Raw genomic sequence first — 22,568 nt, forward strand, 5'->3', positions numbered from 1 at the left:
TCCTACAATCAGCAGGTAGCAATCATAATGGTATTTCTGATTCATTGGAAAAGAGGCCAGATTTTTCTGGAGAGAGTCTCCTGTTTACATTTCACATACATAAAGAAGAATAGAGGTGAAATAATGGTTTCCTATATTATCCGACGATTATTAATGATGGTTCCCGTGTTGATTGGAATGACATTAATCACCTTCTCCATTGTTCATTTGATTCCAGGAAACCCGGCTCAGGTGATACTCGGAGAAACCGCTAACCAAACAGCCATCGCAAATTTGGAAGAAAGCATGGGACTGAATGAACCTTATCTGACGCAATATGGAATATATGTCAAAGACCTGCTGCAGGGGGATTTGGGAACTTCTCTGCGCTCCAATGCGGAAATATCTACAGAAATCTGGCCGTATATCGCTGCTACGTTTGAATTAACTATTTTCGCCATGCTTTTTGCGATTTTTATAGGAGTCAATGCAGGCATTATCAGCGCTTGGAAGCAGAATTCCTGGTTTGATTTTCTTGCGATGCTTTTTGCTTTAATTGGCGTTTCCATACCTGTTTTTTGGCTTGCGCTGATGGAACAATGGATTTTTGCGCAGGAGCTTGGATGGTTTCCGGCCTATGGCAGACAGGACAACAGGGATCCGATTGCTCCTATAACTTATTTATATGTGCTTGATTCTTTCATTCATTTGGATTTTTCCAGAGCAGGGACGATATTGAAGCATTTAATTCTGCCGAGTATCGCGCTTGGTACCATTCCGATGGCGATTATTGCCAGAATGACGAGGTCGAGCATGCTGGAGGTGATGAAGTCGGATTATATTCGTACAGTGCGTGCAAAAGGCTCCGGACAATTTCTTGTCATATACAAGCATGCATTAAAGAATGCATTGATACCGGTGTTAACGGTTATTGGCTTACAGACAGGAGTTTTATTAGGCGGAGCTATTTTAACCGAAACGATTTTCAGCTGGCCCGGTATAGGGAGATATGTATTTGAAGCAATAAGCTATCGAGACTACCCGGTAATTCAATCTGGCATTTTAGTTGTTGCATTTATTTTCGTCATCATTAACCTTGTTGTAGATATTCTATATAAAATCATTGATCCAAGGATTAATTATTAGGGGGGGAAGCTGTGATGAAATTAGATGAACGAAAGCCGGAAGAAATCGAACAGCAAATAACAAGCCCCGTTAATAGAGACGACCGACCGGATGTGGAGCAGATAGAAACTGTCTCGCCTTGGAGAGATGCATGGAGGCGCTTGAGAAAAAATCGTTTTGCCATGGCTGGTATGATTATTATTCTCTTTTTTCTTATACTTGCGCTTATTGCGCCGCTTCTTACTTCCTACTCTTATTATGAACAAAACCTGGCCAACCGGCTGCTGCCTCCTTCTGGCGAGCATTGGATGGGGACCGATGATTTGGGGAGAGATATACTTACCAGAATAGCATATGGAGCAAGGGTTTCGTTGCAGGTTGGCTTTTTTGCAGTAATAGGTGCTCTGGTTTTTGGGACATTTCTTGGAATTATTGCCGGCTATTTCGGCCGCTGGGTGGATATGATTATCTCCAGAATATTTGATATTCTGCTGGCCTTCCCAAGTATTTTACTTGCAATTGCCATTGTTGCTATTCTTGGTGCTTCTTTGCAAAATGCATTGATTGCGATTGCCATTATTAATATACCTATATTCGGAAGGATTGTGCGCTCCCGAGTAATTAGTTTACGGGCAGAGGAGTACATTATGGCTGCTAAGGCACAGGGAATGAAGAATGGCAGAATTATTTTTCATCATATTTTACCGAATAGCATCACGCCGATTATTGTGCAGGCAACGCTTGGATTTGGAACTGCCATATTGGAAGCGGCAGCACTTGGTTTCCTCGGACTCGGCGCCCAACCTCCGACACCGGAATGGGGGCAAATGCTTGCCAGTTCCAGAGAGTTTATTCAGCTGGCCCCATGGACGCTTATTATGCCAGGAGTTTCTATTATGCTTGTTGTTCTTGGTTTTAACTTGGTTGGGGATGGCTTGCGCGATGTCCTGGATCCTAAAATGAGGAATTGATGCTGCTGTTTGCTCGTGTTTGTTTAAGAACGATGCTTGGTAATGTGTAAAGCAGAAGTATTTTATGACAGGTTTGCTATATATAAGCTGTCTTTGAGAAGAATGTTTATACGGAGAACTGTTCGTAAAATTCTCACTGAGTGAAATTTCGTTTTATAAAAAGTATAATAAAAGCCCTCCTCTGCTCTAGAAAATGTGACTTTCCTAGCAGAGGAGGGCTTTTATTTAAACTGAGCAGTTCTATTCAATGTTGATTCCGCCATTACTTGTACGTGCTTTAATCAGTGTTTCTCCATCACCGTACGTGACATCCCAATCCTTTGAATCGAATACACGAATTCTTCCGTTATTCGTCCGTAAATCGAAGGTGGCATTTTCAGGCTTCTGTTCAGAAATAATCGTGATTTTTCCATTACTGGTTTGCAGGTCCATTGGAGTATCGAAGCTTTCAGTATCGATATGGATAGCTGCGTTATTCGTTTTGGCTTTCATTTCCCCGGAAATATCTTGCGCTTCTACTTTTCCATTTGTAGTTTCCACATTCGTATTTCCTTGTATAGAAGCAAGCTCGATTTTTCCGTTATTCGTATTTGCTGTTACCTCACCAACGATATTTTCTAAAGTAATCTTCCCGTTGGAGGTGTTTAAATTAGTATCGCCCTGCACATTTTGAAGTTCTATCTTTCCATTAGATGATTGTATATCGAGGAAGGAAGTTTCTATGTTCTCTCCTTCGATTTTTCCATTGCTTGTATGAAGCTGTAACGCATCGATTTGTAAATCAGCAGCATTTATTTTGCTATTCGTTGTTTTTACTTCCATTTTCTCCATCATGTCATCAGGAACAAAAATATCTAATGCAGCATTTGAATGAAACATAAAATCGAAATCAAAGAAGGGAAAGGAGGTTTCTTTGATTTGAATCGTTAGCTTTTCTCCATTAACTGAGGTGCTGAGTTCTTGCGTTTCACTCTTTCTCCCCGTTGTCGTATATTCAGCGATTGGCTCTTCGACATGAGCCGGCTGGAGACGGATTTGTGTATTTTCTGCATCGACTTCAATCTCAGTAATTTCATCAGCATCGAAAGGGATAGATTCTGATTCTTCATTGAAAGCAGATTCCTTGTAAGAGGAAAAAGTAGCAGCCATCCCGATAATTCCAATAAGAAGCAGGATAACAGCTAAAATAATAATTCGTTTTACATTTATCATGAATGGCTTTCTCCTTTCGCCAGGCGGACATTGAACCCGATATATTTAGAAAATAGACGGATAAAAGCATTTGTAATATAATTTGCAGCTATAAAAATGAATAATCCAGAACCGGCAAATGTAATGGAAGTAAATAATTCAAATAAATAAAATGATTCAGGGTGGATAATCCATTGCACGCCCGCTATCAGCAATTGGGCAACAAAAGAAAAAGCAGTTACCCATGCAGCCAGAATAATTCCGGCAATACCCACAGAAGGACCAAGGACAATAATCAGATTGAAGAAAAAGAGTCCTATGATGATGCCTGTTCTCCGGAGGTGACTCTGTTCACTATGATTTACTTGCACTTTTTCAAATTGCTGCGTGGATTGTAGTTCATTCGCAATCTGCTGTGGAGAACCCAGAGAGCGAACTATTTCCTCATCCGTTTTTCCTTCTGCTCTTCCCATTTCAAAATGTTCTTCAAAGTCTTGAATGATTTCTTCTTGTTCTTGTGACGATAAGTCTTGTAAATAAACCGTGAGTTCCTTTAAAAAGTCTAACTTATTCATTACTTTCCTCCTTCATTAACGAATCAACGCCTCGTGTAAAATTCTCGTATGCTTCTTTAAGCTCCAGGAGATAACCTTTGCCTACATCCGTTAAATGATAATATTTTCTGCTTGGTCCTTCTGTAGACTCTTTAAGATAGGTTGTACAGTACCCCTGTTTCAATATCCGGCGTAATACGGGATAAACCGATCCTTCTGATATTTCAATTTTATTCGTAATTCGTTTAATCAATTCATAGCCATAGAAATCTTGCTTATCAAGGAGCACTAGTACACAAAGTTCAAGAACCCCTTTTTTAAATTGTGCATTCAATAAAGTCACCTTCTTTATAGGTAAGCTGATAAAAACGAACCTTCATTCAGCGAGTGTTTTACGGACAATGCTCCGTGATAAAACCAACTATAGCATGTTGTTCAGTACTATTCAATAACAAGTAGTGATTTAATTATCTTATTATAGAAAGGAATTTGATGGGATAGATTTTTTATCGCAGTGTAACTGGCTTTAGGGCACTTCGTTTAAGGAAAAAGAATACCCCGTTTTTAAACAGAAAACTTTACAGCCGGTAATCGTCCTCTCCATTTCAAATAGAAACGACCTTGATGGGGCGAGTAATCGCAGTCCCAACGGTCTTGACGGGACGAGTTACTGCGCTTTTGGTCTCAAATAAGGCATTTTCTGAAAAACTAGTATTAAAAAATAAAAGATTTTCAAATCTTCCTTTGGGGAGAAATTACTATCTATATATAGAAGATAGCTGAATTGATGAATGGAGGGTAAGTGACTTCACTGCGATGGGGAACAGAAGTTATCTATAATGATGAGAGAACAAGAGCTTCTATTTAAAAGAATAGTTTGATTATAATTTTTGGATGATTTTTTCTTGCAACAATGAAAAGGACGTGCTATAGTATTAAAAGTCGATTGATTGCACGAGCGGTTGAGAGATTGATTGAAAAATATATTTAAAAAAGTAATTGCATCGATTTAAAAGATGTGTTACTATATAAAAGTTCGCTTATAAAGCGCCTGTAGCTCAATTGGATAGAGCGTTTGACTACGGATCAAGAGGTTAGGGGTTCGACTCCTCTCAGGCGCGCCATCGGGAAGTAGCTCAGCTTGGTAGAGCACTTGGTTTGGGACCAAGGGGTCGCAGGTTCGAATCCTGTCTTCCCGACCAGAAGCTTTTAATTTTGACAAGCGGGTGTAGTTTAGTGGTAAAACCTCAGCCTTCCAAGCTGATGATGAGGGTTCGATTCCCTTCACCCGCTCCATAGAATTATGGGCCTGTAGCTCAGCTGGTTAGAGCGCACGCCTGATAAGCGTGAGGTCGGTGGTTCGAGTCCACTCAGGCCCACTCAACAACTTCCGTTTAAAAAGTTGTTGACAATGATTTTGAAACATGGTATATTTATTTGGTCGCTGTTTTTAGGGGCGACAAACAAATTGCTCTTTGAAAACTGAACAAAACAACCAGTACGAAAGAAGAAAGACAACCTCGTTTTTCTTAAAAAATAAGTCAGAAGTTGACTTCTGAAAGCTAATGTTTCAAACACTTTTATGGAGAGTTTGATCTTGGCTCAGGACGAACGCTGGCGGCGTGCCTAATACATGCAAGTCGAGCGCGGGAAGCGAACGGAACTCTTCGGAGGGAAGTTCGTGGAACGAGCGGCGGACGGGTGAGTAACACGTAGGCAACCTGCCTGTAAGACTGGGATAACTCGCGGAAACGCGAGCTAATACCGGATAACACTTTCTATCACCTGATAGAAAGTTGAAAGGCGGCTTTTGCTGTCACTTACAGATGGGCCTGCGGCGCATTAGCTAGTTGGTGAGGTAACGGCTCACCAAGGCGACGATGCGTAGCCGACCTGAGAGGGTGATCGGCCACACTGGGACTGAGACACGGCCCAGACTCCTACGGGAGGCAGCAGTAGGGAATCTTCCGCAATGGACGAAAGTCTGACGGAGCAACGCCGCGTGAGTGATGAAGGTTTTCGGATCGTAAAACTCTGTTGTCAGGGAAGAACAAGTACGATAGTAACTGATCGTACCTTGACGGTACCTGACCAGAAAGCCACGGCTAACTACGTGCCAGCAGCCGCGGTAATACGTAGGTGGCAAGCGTTGTCCGGAATTATTGGGCGTAAAGCGCTCGCAGGCGGTTCTTTAAGTCTGATGTGAAATCTTGCGGCTCAACCGCAAACGTGCATTGGAAACTGGAGGACTTGAGTGCAGAAGAGGAGAGTGGAATTCCACGTGTAGCGGTGAAATGCGTAGAGATGTGGAGGAACACCAGTGGCGAAGGCGACTCTCTGGTCTGTAACTGACGCTGAGGAGCGAAAGCGTGGGGAGCGAACAGGATTAGATACCCTGGTAGTCCACGCCGTAAACGATGAGTGCTAGGTGTTAGGGGGTTTCCGCCCCTTAGTGCTGAAGTTAACGCATTAAGCACTCCGCCTGGGGAGTACGGCCGCAAGGCTGAAACTCAAAAGAATTGACGGGGACCCGCACAAGCGGTGGAGCATGTGGTTTAATTCGAAGCAACGCGAAGAACCTTACCAGGTCTTGACATCCTTTGACCGCTCTAGAGATAGAGTTTTCCCTTCGGGGACAAAGTGACAGGTGGTGCATGGTTGTCGTCAGCTCGTGTCGTGAGATGTTGGGTTAAGTCCCGCAACGAGCGCAACCCTTAATCTTAGTTGCCAGCATTTAGTTGGGCACTCTAAGGTGACTGCCGGTGACAAACCGGAGGAAGGTGGGGATGACGTCAAATCATCATGCCCCTTATGACCTGGGCTACACACGTGCTACAATGGACGGAACAAAGGGAAGCGAACCCGCGAGGTCCAGCAAATCCCATAAAACCGTTCTCAGTTCGGATTGCAGGCTGCAACTCGCCTGCATGAAGCCGGAATCGCTAGTAATCGCGGATCAGCATGCCGCGGTGAATACGTTCCCGGGTCTTGTACACACCGCCCGTCACACCACGAGAGTTCGTAACACCCGAAGTCGGTGAGGTAACACAGACGTGAGCCAGCCGCCGAAGGTGGGACGAATGATTGGGGTGAAGTCGTAACAAGGTAGCCGTATCGGAAGGTGCGGCTGGATCACCTCCTTTCTAAGGATATATAACGGAATTCGTACGTGGTTGTTTGGTTCAGTTTTGAGAGAGCAATTCTCTCAAAGGAAGTTTGTACCTTGAAAACTAAATAAGAGTAACAACGACATCAAACTTTAAAAATAAGGCAAAAAAGCTATTGATATAGCGACACAACTGATTACATTCTGTAATCAGCCATCTTATTCAAAAACTTTAGTTAAGTGAATAAGGGCGCACGGTGGATGCCTTGGCACTAGGAGCCGATGAAGGACGGGACTAACACCGATATGCCTCGGGGAGTTGTAAGTAAACATGATATCCGAGGATTTCCGAATGGGGGAACCCACTGTTCGTAATGGAACAGTACATCTATCTGAATACATAGGGTAGGTGAGGCAGACCCGGGGAACTGAAACATCTCAGTACCTGGAGGAAGAGAAAGAAACATCGATTTCCTGAGTAGCGGCGAGCGAAACGGAAAGAGCCCAAACCAAGAAGCTTGCTTCTTGGGGTTGTAGGACATTCCATTGGAGTGACAAAGAAATTCTTTAGATGAATCGACCTGGAAAGGTCAGCCAAAGAAGGTAACAGCCCTGTAATCGAAAAGGAATTTCCTCCGGAGTGTATCCTGAGTACGGCGGAACACGTGGAATTCCGTCGGAATCCGGGAGGACCATCTCCCAAGGCTAAATACTCCCTAGTGACCGATAGTGAACCAGTACCGTGAGGGAAAGGTGAAAAGCACCCCGGGAGGGGAGTGAAATAGAACCTGAAACCGTGTGCCTACAAGTAGTCGAAGCCCGTTAATGGGTGACGGCGTACCTTTTGTAGAATGGACCGGCGAGTTACGATCGTATGCAAGGTTAAGTGGAAGACACGGAGCCGTAGCGAAAGCGAGTCTGAACAGGGCGAATGAGTATGCGGTCGTAGACCCGAAACTGTGTGATCTACCCATGTCCAGGGTGAAGGTCAGGTAACACTGACTGGAGGCCCGAACCCACGTATGTTGAAAAATGCGGGGATGAGGTGTGGGTAGCGGTGAAATTCCAATCGAACACAGAGATAGCTGGTTCTCTCCGAAATAGCTTTAGGGCTAGCCTCAAGATAGAGAGTACTGGAGGTAGAGCACTGATTGGACTAGGGGCCCCTACCGGGTTACCGAATTCAGTCAAACTCCGAATGCCAGTTACTTACGCTTGGGAGTCAGACTATGGGTGATAAGGTTCATAGTCGAAAGGGAAACAGCCCAGACCGCCAGCTAAGGTCCCAAAGTATACGTTAAGTGGAAAAGGATGTGGCGTTGCACAGACAACCAGGATGTTGGCTTAGAAGCAGCCATCATTGAAAGAGTGCGTAATAGCTCACTGGTCGAGTGACGCTGCGCCGAAAATGTACCGGGGCTAAACGTATCACCGAAGCTGCGGATTGTTCTTACGAACAATGGTAGGAGAGCGTTCAAAGTGCTGCGAAGTCAGACCGTGAGGACTGGTGGAGCGCTTTGAAGTGAGAATGCCGGTATGAGTAGCGAAAAAAGAGTGAGAATCTCTTTCACCGAATGCCTAAGGTTTCCTGAGGAAGGCTCGTCCTCTCAGGGTTAGTCGGGACCTAAGCCGAGGCCGACAGGCGTAGGCGATGGACAACAGGTTGATATTCCTGTACCACCTCATGATTGTTTGAGCAATGGGGGGACGCAGGAGGATAAGGAGTGCGCACCGATGGATGTGCGTCCAAGCATGCGAGGAAGTCAGATAGGCAAATCCGTCTGACATGATTCTGAGCTGTGACGGGGAGGGAAATAGAGTACCGAAGTTCCTGATTTCACACTGCCAAGAAAAGCCTCTAGTTAGATCATAGGTGCCCGTACCGCAAACCGACACAGGTAGGCGAGGAGAGAATCCTAAGGTGAGCGGGAGAACTCTCGTTAAGGAACTCGGCAAAATGACCCCGTAACTTCGGGAGAAGGGGTGCTCACTTGTGAGTGAGCCGCAGTGAATAGGCCCAAGCGACTGTTTAGCAAAAACACAGGTCTCTGCGAAGCCGAAAGGCGAAGTATAGGGGCTGACACCTGCCCGGTGCTGGAAGGTTAAGGGGAAGAGTTAGCTCTTCGGAGCGAAGCTTTGAACCGAAGCCCCAGTAAACGGCGGCCGTAACTATAACGGTCCTAAGGTAGCGAAATTCCTTGTCGGGTAAGTTCCGACCCGCACGAAAGGTGCAACGACTTGGGCACTGTCTCAACGAGAGACCCGGTGAAATTATACTATGCGTGAAGATGCGCATTACCCGCGACAGGACGGAAAGACCCCGTGGAGCTTTACTGTAGCCTGATATGGAATGTTTGTGCAGTTTGTACAGGATAGGTGGGAGCCTTTGAAGCGTGAGCGCCAGCTTACGTGGAGGCATCCGTGGGATACCACCCTAACTGTATGACCATTCTAACCCAGGACCGTAATCCGGTTCGGAGACAGTGTCAGGCGGGCAGTTTGACTGGGGCGGTCGCCTCCTAAAAGGTAACGGAGGCGCCCAAAGGTTCCCTCAGAATGGTTGGAAATCATTCGAAGAGTGTAAAGGCAGAAGGGAGCTTGACTGCGAGACCTACAAGTCGAGCAGGGACGAAAGTCGGGCTTAGTGATCCGGTGGTTCCGCATGGAAGGGCCATCGCTCAACGGATAAAAGCTACCCCGGGGATAACAGGCTTATCTCCCCCAAGAGTTCACATCGACGGGGAGGTTTGGCACCTCGATGTCGGCTCATCGCATCCTGGGGCTGTAGTCGGTCCCAAGGGTTGGGCTGTTCGCCCATTAAAGCGGTACGCGAGCTGGGTTCAGAACGTCGTGAGACAGTTCGGTCCCTATCCGTCGTGGGCGTTGGAAGTTTGAGAGGAGCTGTCCTTAGTACGAGAGGACCGGGATGGACACACCGCTGGTGTACCAGTTGTTCCGCCAGGAGCATAGCTGGGTAGCTACGTGTGGTAAGGATAAGTGCTGAAAGCATCTAAGCATGAAGCCCCCCTCAAGATGAAACTTCCCATCACTTGAAGTGAGTAAAATCCCTCAGAGACGATGAGGTTGATAGGTCCGAGGTGGAAGCGTGGCGACACGTGCAGCTGACGGATACTAATCGATTGAGGACTTATCTAAGTTTTTTCATGTCACGTTACTCTTATTTAGTTTTCAGGGTGCAATATCCTGTACAAGATAAACATTGAAGGATGTTCGATTAAAACCGTCCACCTTCTTGTGGACAACATCGAACGACCTACATCGTGTAGGTCTGGTGGCGAGAGCGAAGAGGTCACACCTGTTCCCATGCCGAACACAGAAGTTAAGTTCTTCAGCGCCAATGGTAGTTGGGGGCTTCCCCCTGCGAGAGTAGGACGTTGCCAGGCATATTGAAAAAGAGTTAAGCATCATGCTTAGCTCTTTTTTGCATAAGTAAACATTAATTAATACACTAAAGACAAGCTCAGTATATATATGAGCTTGTCTGACTGGCTAAAAGTGTTGCAATTACTCGTATAATCAATATTTCGAAGTTTATCAAGTTTAAATGCTTTTACCTTAGCCTTTTTTATTCCGTTATTTTGGACATTGTTGCTAATTTATTAACTGTTTTCCAATTACGAGTTGTAGATTGGGTATCTAGTTTCTGAAGTTGATTTGCCAGTTTAGAGTTATGGATACTATCATAAAATAGAAGATAGATTTCTTTGTTTTGAATATGATATTTTTCTTTTTCATTTTGGAATTTTTGTAAACTTACTAAATTATCTTTCGACGGATTGCTTGGAAAAAAAGCTACATAGAGACTCTCTCCTATAGAATCTGCTTCAGCTTTTGTGATCTCTTCTGCAGAGAAGGGGCAAGCTTTCATTATTTGTTCCCATTCTTCGGAGGTTCTCAAAATCACAGGAATGGAAAGTTGATAATCTTGCATTATTTTATATTCTATTTCCTCTTTAATAATTTTTTCCTGCTTATTGGATTGAAATAAGATATTTCCACTCTGTATATATGTTCGAACGTTTTTTAAACCTATTGCTGTAAGGGATTCTCGCAATTCCGCCATCTTAATCTTATTTTTTCCTCCTACATTAATACCTCGTAACAATGCAATATATCCTGTCATAGCCCGTCAACTCCTTTTGTATCAGTGTAGTCCAGTGTTCTTTTTATTATTTTACTCTATTGACTGAAGCAATACAAAAAAGAAACCAATAATAAACTCTCTAGTTCTGAAAGCAGATGCAGATAGGAAATCGTTTGTTTTTTTGATATAATTATAATCAGCTTAAACATTAATATGTGAAGGAGGTGAGTAAGTATGTTATTGGAATTGTTTAATAATGCTTTCATAGATTCTTCCATCTTTTATATGTATTTTGGTGTTATTTTTATGACGATGGGAATTATGTATTTTGTTAATCTGCATCATAATACTCCGGTTATCTATGAATACTCTTTTGGCAGTAAACACCAAAATATTAAAATTAATATGAATCAAATGAGAAAGACTTTAATTATTAATGAACCCTTTCTGATTTGGCTCATCATCACATTTAAAAGAGTCGACCAAAAAGATGATAAAATGGACAATGTATCCTCTTATTTTAAAAATGAGTTTAAAATAAGAGGAGGAGAATTATGGGAAAACATGGCTTACTCACAGCCTTTAAAAAATACAGGTTTTTCTTTTTAGTAATATTGTTAGTCTTTGTACTTGCAGGGTGTGGAGGTAATAACACACCTATTGACAGTTCATCAACAGGGTTCTTTGATCATTATTTTGTATATACCTTTTCTCTGCTAATAAAAAAGATTGCTTCTTTATTTCAGGGTAACTATGGAATTGCTATTGTATTGATTACAATTATTATCCGATTTGTGTTAATGCCGTTCTTTATTCGCCAGTCAAAGAATAGTAAAGACTCGCAAAAGAAAATGGCAGTTATGAAGCCTGAGATGGATGAGATTCAAAAGAAATATAAAGGAAAGAGCAGTACAGAAGATCAGCTAAGCATGCAGAGAGAGCTTAGTGAAGTTTATAAAAAGCATGATTTTAATCCGGTAAAGATGGCTGTGGGGTGTTTGCCGCTAATCATTCAGATGCCTATTCTTCTGGGGTTTTATTATGCTATTATGCGGACTCCGGAAATAGCTGAGCACTCATTTCTATGGTTTAGTTTAGGAGAAACAGATATTTTATTTGTTGTTTTTGCTGTACTCATATACTATCTTCAAGCAAGAGTGAGTCTGATTGGTATGGATGAAACGCAGCGAAAGCAAATGGCTGTTATGAGCTTTATATCCCCGATTATGATTGGAGTGGTCTCTTTAAATGCACCTGCGGCTTTGCCTTTGTATTGGGCTGTCGGCGGAATGTTTATGATTGTACAGACACTGATTATAAAAAAATATGTGCATTAGTAAAAGAGACTGATAAAGGAATATAAAAAATATCAATTTCTTTTCCATACTGAAGTCAAGTTGATAACATGCTCTGAAAAACGCTTATTTTGTCTAATCTAATAGATGAAATAAGCGTTTTATTAATGTCTATTCATCTTTCAGGCATTATCAGATAAACGATTTATTTGCCTGATATCAACGCCTCAAAGGTTTCAACCTTTTGCTTTGTAGTAAAAGACTGCTCGTTCCACTCACTCACTGGCCTGAAACGAATTTTTTCTTGTTTCGATAAGGAGCTGTTCAGAATTTGGACCAACGGTTACATCTTTAAACAATTTTACATCGGTAGTCTCATTATCTTCATTAAACAGTGTTAAGTAAATATTTCCGTTATATGGAGTGCTTCCGTTATTTCTTATGTGAAAATAATTATCATATGTTCTGCCGGTACGCGGCCGCGTTAATGGATCGTATGATGAGTCAATGAGTGCTACCATCATATTCTTATCTTCATCTGTCACTACACTTTTTTCATTTGGGTTTGCAAATAATTCCTCTTTTGTATCCAGCCTGTTCACATATAAATATTTATGTCCTAAAGGAATTATCCAAGTGAGAAAGAGTAATATGATGAGAAAGAAAACAGCGACCGCTTGAATAGATACTTTTTTTGTTTTTTTTAATCTGCTGGAGATACTGTTAAAAATATAGAGGATGATCGTTACGCCTAATAGGATAAAAATCATCGTATTTAAATTTTTAGTATTTGGTAAAACATTCAAATTATAAACGTAATAATAATACATATGACCAATCGTTGTGAGCAATAAAATAGTAATAGCTTCCATTAAGTAATAAGAAAGTAATCTAAGCTTTTTTTCTTTATAGACTGAGAAAAAAACATATGCAATAAGTGGAAGTATGATTAGCAAAATCAGGATAAAAAGGGTTAAAAAAGTCAATTCAATATTCTCCTTATTTCTTATTTAATAATTTTTGAAGCTAGAAATGTATATAAGATAAATGTCACTTATTAACAAATTGTATCAGATGCTGTTTTAAATGATAATAACTGTTTTAAAGAAAACATATAACTGCTTGTAAACAATCTTTCATCATTCTCCAAAACAGTTATAAATAACGCTTCTACTGGATAAACTTATAGATAAGCAAATAAAAATGAAAAAGTTTTAAAAAGGTATTGCATTATTCTCTAAAAAGAGATATAATAAATCTTGTCCTTAAATAAGGCATTGAAAAAAATTGATTATTCACATCGCGGGGTGGAGCAGTCTGGCAGCTCGTTGGGCTCATAACCCAAAGGTCGCAGGTTCAAATCCTGCCCCCGCAACCAAATAAGATCCAGATTCACCATCGAAGTACTGGATAAGAGAGAATACATACTTAGGTCCGGTAGTTCAGTTGGTTAGAATGCCTGCCTGTCACGCAGGAGGTCGCGGGTTCGAGTCCCGTCCGGACCGCCATGATTTTTAAAAATAATAGTAATCAGCGACACATGGTTTCCGATGAGAAACATGTGTTTTTTTAATGCAATAAATGAAGCAAGCATGCTTAGGTGTGTGAAAATAAGAAAAACAGGCCGTCGGAATAATTTATATTGATTTGCATGACATAAATTTTTATTTTTTGCCGTTGATTTGCTATGATAAATAGTAGAAAATAAAGGAATTGGTGATAGCATGGATGAATTTTCATTTATTAACGCCATTAAACCCAATACATATAATCAACCTGCATTGATTAAAGGAATCGGGGACGATGCTGCTGTTTTCCGCAGCACATCTGATATTGTCACCACAGTAGATACGTTTGTGGAAGATATCCATTTTTCCTTAGAAACAATGGCTCCCTTTCATATTGGGTATCGTATACTGGCTGCCAATATTAGTGATTTAGCAGCTATGGGAGCAGAGCCCGCCTTTTATTTGGTGTCGATGTGTATCCCAAAAAAATGGAAACAATCAGCGTTAGAGGAGATTTATCAAGGAATGCATGAATTGGCATCGATGTATCAAATGGACTTGATTGGCGGAGATACGGTATCGAGTGAACGGTTGATGATCTCGATTACAGCAATGGGTTACGTGCCAGAGAATAAAGCAAGATACAGAAGCCATGCAGAGCCAAATGATATTGTTTTTGCGACTGGAACCTTAGGAGATTCCAGAGCAGGATTAGAGATATTGCTGCAAGGACAGGAATGTAAAGATAAAGACTACTATATAGAACGTCATCGCCTGCCGAATCCGAGAGTGGCATTGGCATCAGGATTATGTGAGATAGACCGTGTGGCTTTAAATGACATCAGTGATGGTATCTCAAGTGAAGCAAATGAAATAGCAGAGGCTTCCAATGTGGAGCTTACAATTATAGAAGAAAAAATTCCTGTTTCTAACAGTTTTCAACAGTTTTCCAAAGAGCAGCAGTATGACTGGAAGCTGTCAGGAGGAGAAGACTTTGAGCTCCTGGGGACTGTGTCAGAGGTGCATTGGCCGCGAGTACAGGAAATTGCTGTCCAGACAGATACGCCTATCCAGCAGATTGGCTATGTCCGTGAAGCAGAAGAGCCATGTGTTCTCATTCAGACGCATGGAGAGACGAAAAAATTAATGAAAAGTGGATATACACATTTAAAGTAGGTGAATGCGTTGATGCAGAGGCTATTAAAAACAGAAAAAGATACACAGGATTTTGCCTGCCGCCTGGCTGAAAAATTACAGCCGAACGATGTTTTGACGCTTGAAGGTCAATTAGGTGTCGGGAAAACGACGTTTACAAAAGGTCTGGCACAGGGATTAGATATCAAGCGGAATATCAGCAGTCCGACTTTTACAATTGTAAAGGAATACCGTGGGCGTTTGCCGCTTTATCATATGGATGTGTATCGTTTGGAAAATTCGATGGAGGATATCGGCTTTGATGACTATTTCTTTGGAGATGGTGTCACTGTGATTGAATGGGCAAGCTTTATTGAAGATTTTCTTCCAAGGGAACGGCTGGATATCAAACTGCATTATACAGAAGATGCGGATCAGCGTGAAATAACACTTACTCCTTTCGGGGAGCATTTTGAACAAGTTGTCAAAGCATTAAGTTAGGAGTTTTTTTATGAAAATACTTGCGATGGATACTTCCAATCAGGTTTTAAGTGTGGCATTATTAGAAGATAAACAATTAATCGGTGAAATCACTACGAATATTGCTAAGAACCATTCCGTACGTTTAATGCCGGCGGTGGAAAAGCTGATGCAGGATGTACATATCACTCCATCTGAATTAGACCGTATTGTCGTTGCGAAAGGCCCCGGTTCCTTTACAGGTGTTCGAATTGGTCTGGCTACAGCCAAAACAATGGCCTGGGCGTTAAACATACCGGTTATCGGTGTATCGAGCTTGGAAGCATTCGCTTACCAGGGGATTTTATTTGATGGAATCATTTGTCCGTTTTTTGATGCCAGACGCGGTTTAGTTTATACAGGGGCGTATCGATGGAAAAATGGAGAGCTTGAAACGGTAATGGAAGAAGAAAATATTTTAATGACAGAATGGCTGGCAAAACTGAAAGAAACGGGAGAAAACGTTTTGTTCTTAAGCCAGGATATCGAGGCATTTAAAGAAGTTATTAAAGAGCATTTACAGGATAAGGCTGTGATTGCTGATTCATCATTCCAGCTCCCGAGAGCAGCCCACTTGGCTTTGCTGGGAAGAGAAAGAGAAGCTGATTCTGTGCATGCGCTCGTTCCGAACTATCTTCGTTTGGCAGAGGCAGAAGCAAATTGGCAAAAACAGCAGAAGGAACAAGCAGATTCATGAGTGAGCTTGTTATTCGTCAGATGAATCTGGAGGATGTTCCGGGAGTAATGGAAGTGGAAGAAGCTGCTTTTACAGGACCGTGGGATGCAGAGATTTTTCATAAAGAGCTATGTGAAAATGATCATGCTTATTATTTTGTAGCCTGCCTAAGGGACAGAATTGTCGGCTATATTGGTTCATGGGTTGTATTTGAAGATGGGCAGATTACAAATTTTGCTGTTCATCCCGATATGCGCGGGCGCAAAATCGGGGAAAAGCTGTTTGGATATGTTACGACATTTATGACCGGTAACGGGGTGGAGCGTCTCTCCTTGGAGGTTCGTGTTTCAAATACCGTTGCACAATCTCTATACAAAAAATTCGGGCTTGTACCTGGCGGGATTAGAAAGCATTATTACACGGATAATTTTGAAGATGCTATTGTAATGTGGGTGAATTTAAAATGAAAAAAGATACAATGATATTAGGTATAGAAACAAGCTGTGATGAGACGGCTGCATCGATTGTAAAAAACGGACGTGAAATACTTTCAAATGTGGTTGCCTCACAAATTGAAAGCCATAAGCGATTCGGCGGTGTGGTTCCTGAAATAGCTTCCAGACATCATGTCGAACAAATGACGATGGTTTTAGAGGAAGCAGTGAATCAGGCGGACGTAACCTGGGAGGATATCGATGCAATTGCAGTCACAGAAGGCCCGGGCTTAGTAGGCGCCCTTCTTGTCGGGGTCAATGCTGCGAAAGCTCTTGCCTTTGCAAAAAATAAACCGCTTATTGGTGTTCATCATATTGCCGGGCATATTTATGCAAACCGTTTAGAAAATGAATTTGCTTTTCCGTTATTGGCCCTGATTGTTTCTGGAGGGCATACAGAGCTGGTTATTATGAAAGATCATTATGATTATGAATTAATTGGTGAAACAAGAGATGATGCGGCTGGAGAAGCCTATGATAAAGTAGCAAGAATGCTGAAGCTTCCTTACCCGGGAGGGCCGCAAATTGACCGTTTAAGTGCAGAAGGGAAGGATACGATTGATTTCCCGCGTGCGTGGCTGGAAGAAGGAAGCTATGACTTTAGCTTCAGCGGCTTAAAGTCAGCAGTTATCAATACGCTCCATAACGCTGAACAGCGCAGGGAAACCCTGAATCCCGCAGATGTTGCTGCGAGCTTTCAACAAAGTGTAATTGACGTATTGACTGAAAAAACATACCGGGCAGCACAGGAGTATAAGATGAAACAGGTCATTGTTGCGGGCGGTGTTGCAGCGAATAAAGGCTTGCGGCAAAGCTTGAAAAATCGTTTTAATCATACAGATACGGAATTGTACATTCCACCGATTCAATTATGTACAGATAACGCCGCTATGATTGCGGCGGCCGGAACGATTTTGTATGAAAAAGAAAAATTTAAAGCACTTGATTTAAACGCAAATCCTTCTTTAATGTTAGAATAGAAATAGTAAATAATGAAAGCTTGTGATTTGCAAGAATGCAGATTGATTTTTATGTAACATAATGGATTATGTTGAATTTATCATTAATGATAACAGCTTATCTTGTGAGGTTGGCTCATGAAAATCAAGGGTAGCGACAGGAGAAATTTGGTGGGAATCCGATGAATAAAAAACAAAATTATTATTTTCAAACCGATTTAATCTTATTATTGATTGCTTTCGCAATAATAAGCTTTCTGGCCGTGTACAATGCACAGCAGCTGGAACAATATAGTACAAACTTTCTGATACGGCAAATGCTCTTTTACGCAATTGGAGTCGGTATGATTGCTGCTATTCAGTTTTTAGACTTAGAGCAGTTATATAAAACAAGCCTCTACATTTATATAGGCGGGGTTGTGCTGCTGGCGCTTATCCCTATCAGTCCAGACTTTATTGCGAGAGAAATAAACGGTGCGAAAAGCTGGTATACCTTTATACCAGGATTGACGCTGCAGCCGGCAGAGTTCGTTAAGATATCAACTATATTATTTTTATCGGCAGTCATCAGCAGACATAAAGAAAAATTTGAAGTAAGTACGTTAAAGACTGATATACAGCTTCTTGGTAAGCTATTACTGTATACAGCTATTCCGGTATTTTTAATTATGCTGCAGCCGGATTTCGGTACGGCCATGGTATATTTATTTATTGCCGGCATGCTGATTATTTTATCCGGGATTAATTGGAGAATCATCTTTTCTCTAATTATTGTAGGAGTTGCTGTTATAGCCAGTGCTTTATTCGTTATCATTGAATTTCCGGAATTTGCGGAAGAGACAATTGGAGTAGCGCCCTATCAAATTGATCGTGTAATGACATGGTTTGACCCGTCACAGCAGTCACCAGATGCTAATTATCACTTTGAACGCTCACATATGGCGCTCGGGTCAGGGCAATTATTTGGTAAGGGAATAGGAAGCGTGGAAGTAAATTATCCGGAAGCCCAGACTGATTTTATCTTCTCTGTTATTGGAGAAAGTTTTGGTTTTGTCGGCAGCGCTTTTGTTGTTCTGCTTTATTTTATGCTTTTATATAAACTGGTAACGCTCGGCTTAAATATTTATAAGCACTCGCCATTTGGCGCTTATTTCTGTTTTGGGTTTTTGAGCATGATGCTTGTTCACGTCTTTCAAAACATTGGCATGACAGTAGGAATCATGCCAGTTACCGGGATTCCTTTGCTTCTGATAAGCTACGGAGGAAGTTCGGTGATGTCGACCATGCTGGGTATGGCGGTCGTTTATCGCGTTGCTGTGGAAGAAACGATACAGAATGACTATTTATTTAAATAAAAGGATGGCATCAGGAACAAAATTTGAACATGTAATTAAAATAGAAAGAAGTGCTTGGAATACCATATCCAAGCACTTCTTTCTATTTTATATAAAATCAGCCGGTAAATTGCTGTCCCATCAAATCCTCATCATATACTGTAACAACCACAGATTCAATAGGATTGTCCTTTGCAGAATGTACAGTAAATAATAAATGCTTATAGTGTATCGTGTTTGGATTGTCAGGCTGCTGTTTCATTAATTCCGATAAAAAGCTGTCCAACGTCTGATGCGGTGTATCGATTGGAAAAGTGATTCCAAGTGTTCCCTCTAATATAAACAGGCTGACCGACCCGTTAATCAGATAACGATTACCGGAAAGCGGCAGAATGTCCTTTGACTCTGTTGCCATTGACTTCTGTTCTCCTAACAAGTCTTTCGCTATGTCTCTGATAATATCTTCCAAAGTAATTAACCCAAATGTTCCTCCAAATTCATCGAGAACAATGGCGATGCTGTAATCTCTTTCCCTCATATCCTTAAAAACTTCATCCATTTCTTGATTCATTCTGATGTATACAGCAGGGCGAATAATATGATGAAGAGTAAAGAAAGCAGGAGATCCACCTGATTTCATACTTCGAAAGAAATCTTTTACATGTAATATCCCAGCGATTTCGTCAATATCTTCATCATAAACTGGTATTCTTGTAAATTCGGTTTCTTGCACAGCAGCAAATACTTCTTCCATGGTTGCATCTATTTGCAGAACGGTTAAATCCGTACGATGCGTTGCAATTTCACCTACATCCTTGCCGCTGAATTCGATAATATTTTGAGCTTCCTGATGATTATCTGACCATGTTGCTTCCTCACTCATTTTATTCGTAAAGGTATGGGGAATCAGCCGAGATAATCCTTGTGCAATAAACTGAGAATGATGATTTGCCAGCCATTTAGGCAAAAGATGTCCTAAGCTGACCCACAAGCCAAATAAAAGCAGACTGGAGCCAAAAAGAATCATAAACTCATTTAGATTTTGTGAAAAAGGTAAAACCGAGTGAAAGAAAGCCTGACCAAGCGGAAGAGTGACAGCCGCAGTAAGCCATACACTGCTGAAAAGGCCGATAAATATCACGGCAAAACGAAGGAAACGAAGAAAGGAATGGGAACGTACTTCTGCTGCGGTTGATTGAGACAGCATTGTTTCTTTGATAGCATAGTACATCAAACTGGCAAGAATGAAAACTAAAAAAGTAACGATGGGTATCGCCACGGGATAACAACCTCCGTTTATCGAATTGAATAGTTTACTATGTTGATTTAAGTAAAAAAACAGGCATTGGTTCTGCCTGTTTTCAGTATACAACAATCTGAAAATTATATCAATTGCTTAATTCTCTTCTAATTCTGCCCATTCCTCCATGAACTGATCCAACTCTTCTTTTAAAGCCGATAATTTATTGGTTAGTTCCATTGTCTTTTTATGGTCATCAAAGACGTCTGGCTTGGTCATCTCCAGTTCAATGGCTGCAATGGTTTCTTCCTGCTGTTCAATGCTTGTTTCCAGCTCTTCAATACGGCGCTTGCGTTTGCGTTCCTCCCGCTGACGCTGTTTTTCTTCCTGAAAGCTGCGTTTTTTTGCTGAAGCTGCCGGTTCTTCTGTTACCTTCTGCTGATTTTGCAGCTGTAACAGCCTTCGTTCCTCTTCCTCTGCTTTTTTCTCTAAATAATAATCATAGTCACCAAGATATATTTTTACACTGCTTGCCTGCATTTCTGCAACTTGATCGGCAATCCGGTTAATAAAATAACGGTCATGAGAAACAAAAAGAATAGTTCCTGGAAAATCAATTAAAGCACTTTCTAATACTTCTTTGCTGTCGATATCCAAATGGTTGGTCGGCTCATCAAGGATAAGCAAATTTGCTTTTTGCATTTTTAATTTTGCCAGAGCAAGCCTTGATTTCTCACCGCCGCTTAAGGCGGACACAGGTTTTAAGACATCCTCGCCAGAGAATAGAAAATTCCCGAGGATTGTACGAATGTCTTTCTCATTAATCAATGGATAATCATCCCACAGCTCCTGCAGAACAGTTTTATTTGAGTGAAGGTTTGCCTGCTCCTGATCGTAGTAGCCGATTTGAACATTGGTCCCGAGCTGGATCTCACCTTGATTTGCCAGATACTTGCCGACAATATTTTTTAATAAGGTGGTTTTGCCGACACCGTTTGGGCCTACCAATGCGATACGGTCGCCCCGGTTAGCATGCAGCGTGATGTTTTTGAAAATCGGCTGATCCGTATCAGGATATTGAAAGGTTAAATCTTTTATTTTTAATACATCATTTCCGCTCTGCCGGTTCACTTGGAAGGAAATTGATGCGGAGGATTCATCACCGGCTGGGTGATCAAGACGATCTATTTTTTCAAGCTTTTTCCGTCTGCTCTGGGCACGTTTCGTCGTAGAAGCGCGTGCTAAGTTACGCTGAATAAAATCTTCCATCCGTTTAATTTCTGTCTGCTGTTTTTCAAATTCTTTTTTCTCCTGCTCATAATCAAGCGCTTTTTGAGCTAAGTAGTTACTGTATGTTCCGTGGAACTTTTTAGAATGATGTCTGGAAATTTCATAAACAATTGATACAGTTTTGTCTAAAAAGTAGCGGTCATGGGAAACAATAATGATAGCACCTGGATAGCTTACTAAATAGCCTTCGAGCCATGTAAGTGTGTCAATATCTAAGTGGTTCGTCGGTTCATCGAGAATAAGCAGCTGCGGTTTTTGCAGTAGAAGCTTACCGAGGGCAAGTCTTGTTTTCTGTCCGCCGCTTAAATCGGTAATTAATGTATCGTAATCATAATCACCAAAGGACAACCCGGTGAGCACAGATTTTATTTCCGCTTGATACGTATATCCGCCATTTGATTGATATTCATTTTGAAGCGTATCATATCTTTCGAGCAGCTGTTGATAATCAGATGCTTCCATATTGGAGGCGTCTGCCATCTGTGCTTCCAGTTCACGTAATTTTTTCTCCATGGCAAGCAGAGGCGAAAATACATCCAGCATCTCTTGCCAGATGGTTTTTCCGGACTCTAACGTCATATGCTGTGAGAGATAGCCGAATGTCAGGTCTTTCGGCTGGAAGATCTCACCGCCGTCATAAGGCATTTCTCCTGCCATGATTTTGAGAAGTGTTGACTTTCCGGCTCCATTGCGGCCGACTATTGCAATCCGTTCATTATCTTTTATTTCCATTTTTATATTAGCTAGAATCTCTTCTGCTCCAAAGGATTTAGAGATTCCATTTAGTTGCATTAAAATCATCGTTGCCATCCTTTCTGACTCGTAAAAAAAGCTGTTCAAAAAGCACATGAAAATAAGGTGACGAGCATGTTATTGCTTATCCTGTCTTCTTGAACCATCCTGTAAAAGGAAAGTAATACCTTCTATCAGTGTAACGTATCCAAATAGAAGCTACAATAAAATTATAATAAAGTTCGCTATGTTGGCTGTATTTCTGTTAAAATTATATAATAGAGTGTGTACTATTGAATAAATGCGTTATTTACAACATAATGAAAGCGAACGTGTAAAATTATGGCAGTATCCAT

The 22,568-nt window shown here is 41.5% G+C and carries 17 protein-coding genes, 6 tRNA genes and 3 rRNA genes; 19 read left to right on the forward strand and 7 right to left on the reverse strand.

Features of this window, described 5'->3' with window-relative positions:
• The first annotated feature begins 123 nt into the window (after positions 1–123).
• Both MKY45_RS05855 and nikC read left to right on the forward strand, forming a co-directional pair.
• Entirely contained in the window at positions 124–1,125 is a 1,002-nt protein-coding gene (locus MKY45_RS05855; RefSeq protein ID WP_042532499.1) for an ABC transporter permease, read from the forward strand.
• Positions 1,126–1,139: 14 nt separating this feature from the next.
• Complete coding sequence (nikC, locus tag MKY45_RS05860; RefSeq protein ID WP_042532501.1) at positions 1,140–2,075, forward strand: nickel transporter permease; 936 nt, start codon at positions 1,140–1,142, stop codon at positions 2,073–2,075.
• A 240-nt stretch (positions 2,076–2,315) separates the two neighbouring features.
• Here the strand turns inward: nikC and MKY45_RS05865 are convergent, their stop codons facing one another.
• From MKY45_RS05865 to MKY45_RS05875, 3 genes are read right to left on the reverse strand one after another with little or no spacing between them, the layout of a single operon-like run.
• Complete coding sequence (locus MKY45_RS05865) at positions 2,316–3,287, reverse strand: DUF4097 family beta strand repeat-containing protein (protein WP_193065056.1); 972 nt, start codon at positions 3,285–3,287, stop codon at positions 2,316–2,318.
• Entirely contained in the window at positions 3,284–3,841 is a 558-nt protein-coding gene (locus MKY45_RS05870; RefSeq protein WP_042532505.1) for a DUF1700 domain-containing protein, read from the reverse strand. The genes MKY45_RS05865 and MKY45_RS05870 overlap by 4 nt, the downstream gene beginning before the upstream one ends.
• Positions 3,834–4,154, reverse strand: a complete 321-nt coding sequence (locus MKY45_RS05875; protein ID WP_193065055.1) for a PadR family transcriptional regulator — start codon at positions 4,152–4,154, stop codon at positions 3,834–3,836. The genes MKY45_RS05870 and MKY45_RS05875 overlap by 8 nt, the downstream gene beginning before the upstream one ends.
• Positions 4,155–4,867: 713 nt before the next feature.
• Between MKY45_RS05875 and MKY45_RS05880 the strand changes: the two genes are divergently transcribed.
• The 7 genes from MKY45_RS05880 (at position 4,868) to rrf (ending at position 10,330) form a co-directional block, all read left to right on the forward strand.
• Positions 4,868–4,944, forward strand: a tRNA-Arg gene (locus MKY45_RS05880).
• Position 4,945: 1 nt separating this feature from the next.
• Positions 4,946–5,022, forward strand: a tRNA-Pro gene (locus tag MKY45_RS05885).
• Positions 5,023–5,042: 20 nt separating this feature from the next.
• Positions 5,043–5,116: transfer RNA gene (locus MKY45_RS05890), tRNA-Gly, on the forward strand.
• A 9-nt stretch (positions 5,117–5,125) separates the two neighbouring features.
• Positions 5,126–5,199, forward strand: a tRNA-Ile gene (locus tag MKY45_RS05895).
• Between the two features lie 200 nt (positions 5,200–5,399).
• Positions 5,400–6,963, forward strand: a 16S ribosomal RNA gene (locus MKY45_RS05900).
• A gap of 197 nt (positions 6,964–7,160) precedes the next feature.
• Positions 7,161–10,082 (forward strand): 23S ribosomal RNA (locus MKY45_RS05905).
• Between the two features lie 132 nt (positions 10,083–10,214).
• A 5S ribosomal RNA gene (gene rrf / locus MKY45_RS05910) occupies positions 10,215–10,330 on the forward strand.
• The 16S, 23S and 5S rRNA genes sit together here with 4 tRNA genes alongside, the layout of an rRNA operon.
• Positions 10,331–10,512: 182 nt before the next feature.
• Here rrf and MKY45_RS05915 read toward each other — a convergent pair.
• Entirely contained in the window at positions 10,513–11,070 is a 558-nt protein-coding gene (locus MKY45_RS05915) for a DUF1697 domain-containing protein (protein WP_332094333.1), read from the reverse strand.
• Positions 11,071–11,265: 195 nt separating this feature from the next.
• Between MKY45_RS05915 and MKY45_RS05920 the strand changes: the two genes are divergently transcribed.
• Positions 11,266–11,640, forward strand: coding sequence for a hypothetical protein (locus MKY45_RS05920; protein WP_341172650.1), 375 nt, complete (start codon positions 11,266–11,268; stop codon positions 11,638–11,640).
• The gene (yidC, locus tag MKY45_RS05925; RefSeq protein WP_042532513.1) at positions 11,586–12,368 is read left to right on the forward strand and encodes a membrane protein insertase YidC; all 783 of its coding nucleotides are present in this window, start codon (positions 11,586–11,588) and stop codon (positions 12,366–12,368) included. Before MKY45_RS05920 ends, yidC begins: the two co-directional genes overlap by 55 nt.
• A 233-nt stretch (positions 12,369–12,601) precedes the next feature.
• Here the strand turns inward: yidC and MKY45_RS05930 are convergent, their stop codons facing one another.
• Positions 12,602–13,312, reverse strand: a complete 711-nt coding sequence (locus tag MKY45_RS05930) for a hypothetical protein (RefSeq protein WP_332094332.1) — start codon at positions 13,310–13,312, stop codon at positions 12,602–12,604.
• Positions 13,313–13,627: 315 nt separating this feature from the next.
• Here MKY45_RS05930 and MKY45_RS05935 point away from each other — a divergent pair.
• From MKY45_RS05935 to MKY45_RS05970, 8 genes are all read left to right on the forward strand, one after another.
• Positions 13,628–13,704, forward strand: a tRNA-Met gene (locus MKY45_RS05935).
• Positions 13,705–13,757: 53 nt separating this feature from the next.
• A tRNA-Asp gene (locus MKY45_RS05940) sits at positions 13,758–13,834 on the forward strand.
• 216 nt (positions 13,835–14,050) lie between these two features.
• On the forward strand, positions 14,051–15,010 hold the full coding sequence (gene thiL, locus MKY45_RS05945) for a thiamine-phosphate kinase (protein WP_042532517.1): 960 nt from the start codon (positions 14,051–14,053) through the stop codon (positions 15,008–15,010).
• Positions 15,011–15,022: 12 nt separating this feature from the next.
• Entirely contained in the window at positions 15,023–15,469 is a 447-nt protein-coding gene (gene tsaE / locus MKY45_RS05950) for a tRNA (adenosine(37)-N6)-threonylcarbamoyltransferase complex ATPase subunit type 1 TsaE (protein WP_042532518.1), read from the forward strand.
• Positions 15,470–15,479: 10 nt separating this feature from the next.
• Positions 15,480–16,184 carry a tRNA (adenosine(37)-N6)-threonylcarbamoyltransferase complex dimerization subunit type 1 TsaB gene (tsaB, locus tag MKY45_RS05955; protein WP_042532520.1) on the forward strand — a complete coding sequence of 235 codons (705 nt, stop codon included), beginning with the start codon at positions 15,480–15,482 and terminating at the stop codon, positions 16,182–16,184.
• Positions 16,148–16,630: a ribosomal protein S18-alanine N-acetyltransferase gene (gene rimI / locus MKY45_RS05960; protein ID WP_306432763.1), complete on the forward strand. Its 483-nt coding sequence runs from the start codon at positions 16,148–16,150 to the stop codon at positions 16,628–16,630. The genes tsaB and rimI overlap by 37 nt, the downstream gene beginning before the upstream one ends.
• Entirely contained in the window at positions 16,627–17,637 is a 1,011-nt protein-coding gene (gene tsaD / locus MKY45_RS05965; protein ID WP_341172651.1) for a tRNA (adenosine(37)-N6)-threonylcarbamoyltransferase complex transferase subunit TsaD, read from the forward strand. The genes rimI and tsaD overlap by 4 nt, the downstream gene beginning before the upstream one ends.
• 161 nt (positions 17,638–17,798) lie before the next feature.
• Positions 17,799–18,971, forward strand: a complete 1,173-nt coding sequence (locus MKY45_RS05970) for an FtsW/RodA/SpoVE family cell cycle protein (RefSeq protein ID WP_042532526.1) — start codon at positions 17,799–17,801, stop codon at positions 18,969–18,971.
• A gap of 97 nt (positions 18,972–19,068) precedes the next feature.
• On the opposite strand, the gene MKY45_RS05975 is transcribed toward MKY45_RS05970, so the two are convergent.
• Complete coding sequence (locus tag MKY45_RS05975; RefSeq protein WP_341172652.1) at positions 19,069–20,229, reverse strand: CBS domain-containing protein; 1,161 nt, start codon at positions 20,227–20,229, stop codon at positions 19,069–19,071.
• A gap of 117 nt (positions 20,230–20,346) precedes the next feature.
• Positions 20,347–22,281: an ABC-F family ATP-binding cassette domain-containing protein gene (locus MKY45_RS05980; RefSeq protein ID WP_042532528.1), complete on the reverse strand. Its 1,935-nt coding sequence runs from the start codon at positions 22,279–22,281 to the stop codon at positions 20,347–20,349.
• Between the last annotated feature and the right edge of the window lie 287 nt (positions 22,282–22,568).

The organism is Oceanobacillus sp. FSL K6-0251, assembly GCF_038004725.1.
Lineage (GTDB): Bacteria > Bacillota > Bacilli > Bacillales > Amphibacillaceae > Oceanobacillus > Oceanobacillus oncorhynchi.

Excerpts from the sequence above, each read along its gene's own strand:
- MKY45_RS05855 (WP_042532499.1), top strand. The coding sequence starts at position 124 with ATGGTTTCCTATATTATCCGACGATTATTAATGATGGTTCCCGTGTTG.
- nikC (WP_042532501.1), top strand. The coding sequence starts at position 1,140 with ATGAAATTAGATGAACGAAAGCCGGAAGAAATCGAACAGCAAATAACA.
- MKY45_RS05865 (WP_193065056.1), bottom strand. The coding sequence starts at position 3,287 with ATGATAAATGTAAAACGAATTATTATTTTAGCTGTTATCCTGCTTCTT.
- MKY45_RS05870 (WP_042532505.1), bottom strand. The coding sequence starts at position 3,841 with ATGAATAAGTTAGACTTTTTAAAGGAACTCACGGTTTATTTACAAGAC.
- MKY45_RS05915 (WP_332094333.1), bottom strand. The coding sequence starts at position 11,070 with ATGACAGGATATATTGCATTGTTACGAGGTATTAATGTAGGAGGAAAA.
- MKY45_RS05920 (WP_341172650.1), top strand. The coding sequence starts at position 11,266 with ATGTTATTGGAATTGTTTAATAATGCTTTCATAGATTCTTCCATCTTT.
- yidC (WP_042532513.1), top strand. The coding sequence starts at position 11,586 with ATGGGAAAACATGGCTTACTCACAGCCTTTAAAAAATACAGGTTTTTC.
- thiL (WP_042532517.1), top strand. The coding sequence starts at position 14,051 with ATGGATGAATTTTCATTTATTAACGCCATTAAACCCAATACATATAAT.
- tsaE (WP_042532518.1), top strand. The coding sequence starts at position 15,023 with ATGCAGAGGCTATTAAAAACAGAAAAAGATACACAGGATTTTGCCTGC.
- tsaB (WP_042532520.1), top strand. The coding sequence starts at position 15,480 with ATGAAAATACTTGCGATGGATACTTCCAATCAGGTTTTAAGTGTGGCA.
- tsaD (WP_341172651.1), top strand. The coding sequence starts at position 16,627 with ATGAAAAAAGATACAATGATATTAGGTATAGAAACAAGCTGTGATGAG.
- MKY45_RS05970 (WP_042532526.1), top strand. The coding sequence starts at position 17,799 with ATGAATAAAAAACAAAATTATTATTTTCAAACCGATTTAATCTTATTA.
- MKY45_RS05980 (WP_042532528.1), bottom strand. The coding sequence starts at position 22,281 with ATGATTTTAATGCAACTAAATGGAATCTCTAAATCCTTTGGAGCAGAA.